Genomic DNA, 8,294 nt, shown 5'->3' on the forward strand with positions numbered 1-8,294 from the left:
AGGGCGTCGATGCTCCAGGCGAGCGACACCACTTCGGGGTCGCGCGTGCGACGGCTCGGAATGATGGCGATGTCGTCGAACGAATACGCCCTGCGTGCCCGCTTTCCGCGGCCGATCTCGATCTCCATCACCCGTTCAGCCTACCGGGCGGGCGTGCGCGGGTAACGTGGCGAGCATCGGTCGGCGTCGACCGCGGCCTCGGCCTCGACCTCGACCTCGACCTCCACCTCGACCTCGAAGGAGCAACCATGGCGGGCAGTGCACTCAGCATCGAACGACCGGGACTGCCCGGGGTCGAACCCCTGCGCGTCGCGATCGTCGGCGCAGGCGGCTGGGGAGCCCAGCACGCTCGCGTCACCACCGAGCGCATCGACACCGAACTCGTGGGCATCGTCGGCCGGTCACCCGAGCGCACCGCTGCCCGGGCAGCCGCGTACGGCACGCGCGCCTACACCTCGATTGACGGGATGCTCGAGGCCGAGCATCCCGACCTCGTTATGGTGAGCCTGCCGAACGAAGAGCACTTCGCGCCCACTCTTCAGCTATTGCACGCCCGCGTGCCGTTGCTCGTCGAGAAGCCGCTCGTGTTCGACCTCGCCGAGGCCGACGCCCTGCTCGACGCCGCGGGCGACACCTTCTTCGCCATCAACTTCAACCACCGCTATGCCGAGCCGGTGCTGCGCGCGCGGGCGGCGCTGCTCGCCGGCGAACTCGGCGAGCTCGTCTTCGCCACCTGGCGGTTCGGCGGCGAGGCCAATCGCGGCCCCTCGCCGCACGCCAACCTCATCGAAACGCAGTGCCACGGCTTCGACATGCTCGAGCACCTGTGTGGGCCGATCAGCTCGGTGGCCGCGCAGATGACAACCATGACCTACGGGGCCTTCAGCACGGTGGCGATCGCGCTCGAGTTCACATCGGGAGCGGTGGGAACCATGCTCGGCTCGTACGACTCGTCGTATGCGTACCCCGACACCCAGCGCGTCGAGCTGAACGGCACGGCGGGGCGCGCGGTCATCCACGACACCGTGCGCTCGTTGACGCTGCAGTCGGTCGGCGACGAGACCGAGCGGGTGTGGCGCGCCGGCTACTTCGACGACGAAGCGCGGTCATTCGAGCGCACCTTCGACCGGCACTTGGATGCTGTGCTCACGGCTCTGCGCGCTGGCTCACCCCCGCCCGTTCCCGCGTCGGCGGGTCGCCGTGCGCTCGAGCTCGCGCACGCCGTGATTCGCTCGCACGAGTCGGGAGCCCGCGTTTCTGTGCCGCCCGCGGCGCGCTAGTCGCGCCCCCCTCGCACGCCTGCGCCCCCGCAAGACCGTGCGTTTCGGCCAACCCCGTGCGCCGTGCCGCACGGTCTACGCCGAAACGCACGGCCTTGCGTGCACTTCACTGCATGAGCCCGTGCTGCCGAAGCAGTCGACGCAACCGCTCTGGCTCGCGCAGGTCATCCCACACAATCCGCAGCACGGTCCATCCGGCGGCCCGTAGTCGGTCTTCGCGCTTCTTCTCAGCGATGACGACATCTTCCGCCGAGCGCGACGGCCCTCGCATTGGCGCGCGATACTTCTTCTCGCCGTCGAACTCGAGCACAATGTGGCGGCTTGGCCAGCAGAAGTCGACGCGCGCAATCCAGAGTCCGTCGGCGCTAATGTCGACCTGAAGTTCGGGATGCTCAACACCGAGATCGGCGAGCACCACGCGGGTCCACGACTCGCCCGCTGACTCGCTGTGACCGTTGGCAAATGCGGCAACTCTCTCGACCCGGCGGGCGCCACGCTGCAGGCGCAGCGCTTCGGCCATGGTGAGCAGTTCGCGTGCTCCATCGCCAGCGCCCCGATGCCCTGCCGAACGAAGTGCGGAGTCGGCAGTCACGAGCCCCGCAAGGTAGCTCTCGCGCGCGCTCAGCTCAACAGCAGTTCGGTAGGCGTTCGTCGCTCGCACCCAGCCGAGGTCGATCACCCCTGTGCGGTGGTCGTCGTGACCCCACCATGACACTCCCCCGCGCACGCGGGTGCCGTCGGCAACAGTATTCAGCGCGCACACTCGCCCGGGCCACTCGCCGAGGTAGGTCAGGCCGAGAACAGCGGCGGCCGATGCTCCGGCGAGCACAACCTCGCTTCCCAGCCGCGCGGCCAAGGCCCGGCATCGCAGCACATGCCGCTCACGTGTGTTCGCTGATTGCCATACGGCAGCGTCCACATAGATGCCCCGCGCGACACGGGTGAGACTGCCGGCAACCGCAGCCCGGCGGAGCGCTCGAGTGTCGTAGCCGTGCGCGTCGAGGTCGCTCGCGATGAGCATCCCGTCGGTCATGAGGTGTGGGGGAATGTGCATGGTGGCACCCTGCGCCATTCACGAGCGCTCTGTGCCACAACGAGCCTGAGCCAGTGGATGCTCGACTCAACTCGCTCGTGTGAAGGAGCCCGTGCGATTCGGTCAGCCCCGTGCGTTTCGGCGCACGCTCACGACCGAAACGCACGGTGTCGCGAGAGCACGGGCCCCTACCGGCGGTAGTTGGGTGCCTCGACGACCATCTGGATGTCGTGCGGGTGCGACTCTTTCAGGCCCGCCGCCGTGATGCGCACGAACTTGCCCCGCTGCTTCAACTCAGGAATCGTGCGGGCTCCGGTGTAGAACATCGACTGGCGCAGCCCGCCGAGCAACTGGTAGACGACCGACGACACGGGGCCGCGGTAGGGCACCTGGCCCTCGATGCCCTCGGCGATGAGCTGCTCGTCACTCGGCACATCGGCCTGAAAGTAACGGTCACGCGAGTACGAGGTCTTCTTGCCGCGGGTCTGCAGTGCGCCGAGCGAGCCCATGCCGCGGTACGACTTGAACTGCTTGCCGTTGACGAAGATCAGGTCGCCGGGGCTCTCGTCGGTTCCGGCGAGCAACGATCCGAGCATGACCGTGTCGGCGCCGGCCACGAGCGCCTTCGCGATGTCGCCCGAGTACTGCAGGCCACCGTCGGCGATGACGGGCACGCCGGCCTCACGTGCCGCAAGAGAAGCCTCGTAGACCGCCGTGACCTGCGGCACACCAACGCCCGCGACGACGCGCGTCGTGCAAATCGAGCCCGGACCCACGCCTACCTTCACCGCGTCGGCACCTGCATCAACGAGCGCCTGAGCGCCCGATCGCGTGGCGACGTTGCCGCCGATCACGTCGATGTGCGCGAACGCGGGGTCAGCCTTGAGGCGCGCGATGATCTCGAGCACGCCGCGGCTGTCGCCGTTGGCGGTGTCGACGACGAGGATGTCGACGCCGGCATCGCGCAACTGACCAGCGCGATCCCACGCGTCACCGAAGAACCCGATGGCCGCGCCGACGCGAAGCCGACCTTCGTCGTCTTTCGTCGCGTTGGGGTACTGCTCGCTCTTGTCAAAGTCTTTGACCGTGATGAGGCCGTGCAGGCGACCCTCGCCGTCGACGAGCGGCAGCTTCTCGATCTTGTGCCGTGCGAACAGCGCAAGCACGTCGTCTTGAGAAATACCGACCGGCCCGGTGATGAGCGGCGCAGGGGTCATGACGTCGCGCACGAGGGTGGTCTCGGCGTCAAACCGCGACACGAAGCGCATGTCACGGTTGGTGATGATTCCCACGAGGCGCCCGTCGCCTTCGACCACGGGAAGACCGGATACGCGGAACTGGCCGCACAGGGCATCCACATCAGCGACCGTCGCATCGGGCGTCGTCGTGACGGGGTTCGTAATCATGCCCGACTCAGAGCGCTTGACCTTATCGACCTGCTGGGCCTGCTCGTCGATCGAGAGGTTGCGGTGCATGATGCCCAGGCCGCCCTGACGTGCCATAGCGATGGCCATGCGTGACTCGGTCACCGTGTCCATCGCCGCCGAGAGTAGCGGGGCCGAGACCGAAACGCGGCGCGTCAGTCGGGATGCCGTGTCTGCTTCGCTCGGAATCACGTCGGTGTGCGCGGGCAACAGCATGACGTCGTCATACGTGAGGCCAATGAATCCGAACGGATCGGGCTGGTCCATGGTTTCCCTCGCATCGTGGGTCGTGTGTGATCGTTCACGCACTCGTGCGTGTTTCAAACCCGGATGCGGCGCCGAATTCGGGTATCTCATCTTAAGCGGGTTAGGTCGAAACGTATTCCGTCGCAATAATGGCTGAGCAGATTGGTCGAATCCGAAACACCTCGGCAACAATCGATCCGTATCGTCACCGTCGACGAACTGGGCCTGCTGGCCCGCGGGGCTGCACCGCCCCACCCGAAACGACCTGGAGGTTTCGTGGCACACGTTGCTAGCAGACCGCTCGCCCGGCGAACACATCGGCGCCTTGCCGCCGTGCTTCTTGCCGGACTCGTTAGCGCTCTGACCCTGTCCATTGCTGCTCCCGCTTCGGCCGAAGAGATCGGCCTCGACGAGTACGACAACAAGATCAGTGGTCTTGTTGAACTCGCCGATCAGCCCCTCGCTGACGTGCAACTCGTCATCGCGGGCGGCGGGTTCAGCGTTGAGGTCGTGTCAGGAGAAGACGGCCGGTGGGCTGTCGGTGTTCCTGAGCGTGGCGAGTACACCGTGACCCTCAACGAAGAAACGCTGCCCGAAGGCATAGCGGTCATCGACCCCGAGCTCGAGCAGCCCAACGTGCGCACGATCAACGTGGGTCAGTCGGGCAGCGCAGTGGCGAACTTCTTCATCGGTCAGGGTGAGCGCAACACCGTGAGCTTGCTCGATCAAGTTGTCGAGCGACTCTTCAACGGGCTCAACTTCGGTCTGTTGCTTGCACTCGCGGCCATCGGGCTCTCGCTCGTGTTCGGCACAACGGGTCTCAGCAACTTCGCCCACGCCGAAATGATCACGTTCGGCGGCCTCATGACTCTTCTCTTTGGCGTCGTGATGGGTCTTCCCATCTGGCTGGCGATTCCGATCGCGCTCGTGCTGAGTGCAGCGTTCGGCTACCTCAACGACGCGGCGCTCTGGAAGCCACTCCGCAAGAAGGGCGTGGGCCTCATCCCGCTCATGATCGTCTCCATCGGCCTCTCGCTCGCCGTGCGCTACATCTTCCAGATGTTCGTCGGCGGAGACACCCAGCAGCTGCCGGGCGCGACCGACACGAGCCTTGAGATCGGGATGTTCGGACTCTCGTGGACCGACGTGGCGAGCATGAGCGTGAGCGTTCTCGTGCTGCTCGGTGTCGCGTTCTTCTTGTTGCGCACGCGACTCGGCAAGGCCACCCGCGCCGTCTCTGACAACCCGGCGCTCGCCGCTGCCAGTGGCATCGACGTCGACCGCGTCATTCGCATCGTCTGGATCATGTCGGGTGCCCTCGCGGGCCTCAGCGGCATCTTGTGGGCCTACTTCCGCCCCGGCGTGAGCTGGGACATGGGCTTCCAGATCTTGCTGCTCACCTTCGCTGCCGTCACGCTCGGTGGTCTCGGAACGGCCTTCGGCGCCCTCGTCGGCGCGCTTGTCGTCGGCTTGTTCGTCGAAATGTCGACGCTCATCATCCCCTCTGACATGAAGTACGTCGGGGCCTTGGTGATCCTCATCCTGGTGCTGCTTGTGCGGCCTCAGGGCATCCTCGGACGCAAAGAACGAATCGGCTAGGGGCTGACCATGATCGACTGGATCCTTCTCTTCTCCAACGCCGCGCAGGAGATCATTTCTCCGACGACGGCCGCCTACGCCCTTGCGGCACTCGGGCTCGCGATTCACTTCGGGTTCACGGGTCTGCTCAACTTCGGCCAAGCAGGCTTCATGATGCTCGGGGCCTATGGCTTCGCCATCGCAACGCTCACCTTCGGGTGGCCGGTGTGGGCCGCGATTCTCATGGGTGTCGGCGCTTCCATTGTGTTCGCCCTGATCTTGGGCATCCCGACGCTGCGATTGCGCGCTGACTATCTCGCCATCGTGACGATCGCGGCGGCAGAAATCATCCGGCTGCTCTTCACGACCAACACTTTCGAGTCGGTCACCGGCTCGGCCGATGGTCTGCAGGGCTACAAGGGCGGCTTCGAGGCCCTCAACCCGATTCCGCCGGGCACCTATGGCTTTGGCCCGTGGGTCTACAACGAGTACGACTGGTGGGTGCGAATCTTCGGATGGGGCCTCGTTGCGATCGCCGCCTTCATCACCTGGCGCTTGTTCAAGAGCCCGTGGGGCCGTGTGATCAAGGGCATTCGTGAAGACGAGGATGCCGTGCGCGCGCTCGGCAAGAACGTCTACTTCTACAAGATGCAGTCGCTGGTCATCGGCGGTGTGTTCGGCGCCCTGGCAGGCATGATCTTCATCTTGCCCCGCGCCGTCGTGCCCTCGAACTACCAGACCTCGCTGACGTTCTTCATCTACGCGATTCTGCTGCTCGGTGGTGCCGCAACGGTGTTCGGCCCGATCGTCGGCTCGGTCATCTTCTGGGTGCTGCTGTCGTTCTTCTCGGGCTTCATCGCTCGCGCGGTTGAGGTGGGTTGGCTGCCGTTCTTGTCGAACGTGCAAGCGGGCCAGCTTCGTTTCATCTTGGTCGGTATCGCGATCATGTTGATCGTCATATATCGACCGCAAGGAATCTTCGGGAACAAGAAGGAGCTGGCCTTTGTCAAGTAGCGCCGGCGCCAAGGGCGCCCCCATTAAGTCGACCGGCCTGCACATCGGCGAGCCGGCTCCCGGAGTGAAGAAAGTCGACCCGATCATCGTGGCCGACAACATCACCCGCACCTTTGGCGGCCTGACCGCCGTGCAGGTCGAGCACCTCGAGATTCCGCGGGGAGCCATCACGGCTCTCATCGGGCCGAACGGTGCCGGCAAGACGACGCTCTTCAACCTGTTGACCGGCTTTGACAAGCCCGACACGGGCGAATGGACGTTTGACGGCCAGGGCATCTCGGGCATTCCCGCGTTCAAGGTGGCCCGCAAGGGTCAAGTGCGCACGTTCCAGCTCACGAAGGCGCTCAGCCTGCTCACGGTGCTCGACAACATGAAGCTCGGGGCGAAGGGGCAGCGCGGCGAGGGACTCTCTCGCGCGCTCTTCCCGTGGATCTGGCGCAAGCAAGAGGCGGAGATCGAAGCGCGCGCGATGGACTTGCTGGCGCGGTTCAAACTCGACGCCAAGAAAGACGACTACGCGGCCAGCCTGTCGGGCGGTCAGCGCAAGTTGCTGGAGATGGCCCGCGCCCTCATGAGCCAGCCGTCGCTCGTCATGCTCGACGAGCCCATGGCTGGGGTCAACCCGGCGCTCACCCAGTCGCTGCTCGACCACATCTTGAACCTCAAGACCGAAGGCATGACCGTGCTCTTCGTCGAGCACGACATGCACATGGTGCGCCACATCGCCGACTGGGTGGTTGTCATGGCAGAGGGTCGTGTGGTTGCCGAAGGCGACCCGCACGAGGTCATGGCAAACCCCGCCGTGATCGATGCCTACCTCGGCTCACACCACGACGAAGACCTCGGTGATCTCGACACCGGAGTGATGACTGCGATCAAGGAGCTGGCCGATGACGACGCCGACGAAGAAAAAAACTGACGCCGTGACCGAGACGCGCAAGGTCGTCGTCCACGTCGATTCAGTTACCGCTGGGTACCTCCCCGGCATCAACATCCTCAACAACTGCTCGTTGACGGCACACGAGGGTGAACTGATCGGCATCATCGGCCCCAACGGAGCCGGCAAGTCGACCCTGCTCAAGGCCATCTTCGGCCTCGTGAAGGTGCGCGAAGGAACCATTTCGCTCTACGGCGACGACATCACCAACCTCAAGGCCAACAAGCTCGTGGCGAAGGGCGTGGGTTTCGTTCCGCAGACGAACAACGTGTTTCCGACGCTCACGATTCGCGAGAACCTTGAGATGGGCCTGTTCCAAAAGCCGAAAGAGCTCGATCACCGGCTCGCCTTCGTCGTGTCGATCTTCCCCGAGCTCGCGAAGCGTCTCGGCCAGCGCGCCGGGTCGCTCTCAGGTGGTGAGCGCCAGATGGTGGCCATGAGCCGCGCGCTCATGATGAGCCCCGAGGTGATCTTGCTCGACGAGCCCAGCGCTGGTCTATCGCCTGTTCGCCAAGACGAGGCGTTCTTGCGCGTGAAAGAGATCAACAAGGCGGGCGTCACGACGATCATGGTCGAGCAGAACGCACGCCGCTGCTTGCAGATCTGCGACCGCGGTTACGTTCTCGACCAAGGAACCGACGCCTACACGGGCACGGGCCGTGAGCTTCTGAACGACCCCAAGGTCATCGGACTGTATCTCGGCACCCTCGGGCAAGATTAGGCCCGCAGAACGCCACACAGGGCCCCGCAGAGCGATTGTCGCTCTGCGGGGCCCTTCTGTA

General features: G+C 65.0%; 7 protein-coding genes and 1 pseudogene. 5 read left to right on the forward strand and 3 right to left on the reverse strand.

Annotated features, from left to right (window positions below; genetic code table 11):
* Positions 1-128, reverse strand: a pseudogene (locus SFU54_RS04220) (GuaB3 family IMP dehydrogenase-related protein); the annotation flags it as partial.
* A gap of 120 nt (positions 129-248) precedes the next feature.
* Between SFU54_RS04220 and SFU54_RS04225 the strand changes: the two are divergent.
* Positions 249-1,280, forward strand: a complete 1,032-nt coding sequence (locus SFU54_RS04225; RefSeq protein ID WP_319015055.1) for a Gfo/Idh/MocA family oxidoreductase — start codon at positions 249-251, stop codon at positions 1,278-1,280.
* A gap of 106 nt (positions 1,281-1,386) precedes the next feature.
* Here the strand turns inward: SFU54_RS04225 and SFU54_RS04230 are convergent, their stop codons facing one another.
* Entirely contained in the window at positions 1,387-2,334 is a 948-nt protein-coding gene (locus SFU54_RS04230; RefSeq protein WP_319015056.1) for a type IV toxin-antitoxin system AbiEi family antitoxin domain-containing protein, read from the reverse strand.
* 167 nt (positions 2,335-2,501) lie between these two features.
* Positions 2,502-4,004 carry an IMP dehydrogenase gene (gene guaB / locus SFU54_RS04235; protein ID WP_319015057.1) on the reverse strand — a complete coding sequence of 501 codons (1,503 nt, stop codon included), beginning with the start codon at positions 4,002-4,004 and terminating at the stop codon, positions 2,502-2,504.
* 255 nt (positions 4,005-4,259) lie between these two features.
* Between guaB and SFU54_RS04240 the strand changes: the two genes are divergently transcribed.
* From SFU54_RS04240 to SFU54_RS04255, 4 genes are read left to right on the forward strand one after another with little or no spacing between them, the layout of a single operon-like run.
* A complete protein-coding gene (locus SFU54_RS04240) occupies positions 4,260-5,582 on the forward strand; it encodes a branched-chain amino acid ABC transporter permease (protein ID WP_319015058.1) in 1,323 nt (440 codons plus the stop codon).
* Between the two features lie 12 nt (positions 5,583-5,594).
* A complete protein-coding gene (locus SFU54_RS04245; protein ID WP_319015061.1) occupies positions 5,595-6,575 on the forward strand; it encodes a branched-chain amino acid ABC transporter permease in 981 nt (326 codons plus the stop codon).
* On the forward strand, positions 6,565-7,494 hold the full coding sequence (locus SFU54_RS04250) for an ABC transporter ATP-binding protein (RefSeq protein WP_319015059.1): 930 nt from the start codon (positions 6,565-6,567) through the stop codon (positions 7,492-7,494). Before SFU54_RS04245 ends, SFU54_RS04250 begins: the two co-directional genes overlap by 11 nt.
* Positions 7,466-8,233, forward strand: a complete 768-nt coding sequence (locus SFU54_RS04255) for an ABC transporter ATP-binding protein (RefSeq protein WP_319015060.1) — start codon at positions 7,466-7,468, stop codon at positions 8,231-8,233. The genes SFU54_RS04250 and SFU54_RS04255 overlap by 29 nt, the downstream gene beginning before the upstream one ends.
* Positions 8,234-8,294: the final 61 nt, after the last annotated feature.

The organism is Microcella sp. (assembly GCF_033763155.1).
Lineage (GTDB): Bacteria > Actinomycetota > Actinomycetes > Actinomycetales > Microbacteriaceae > Microcella.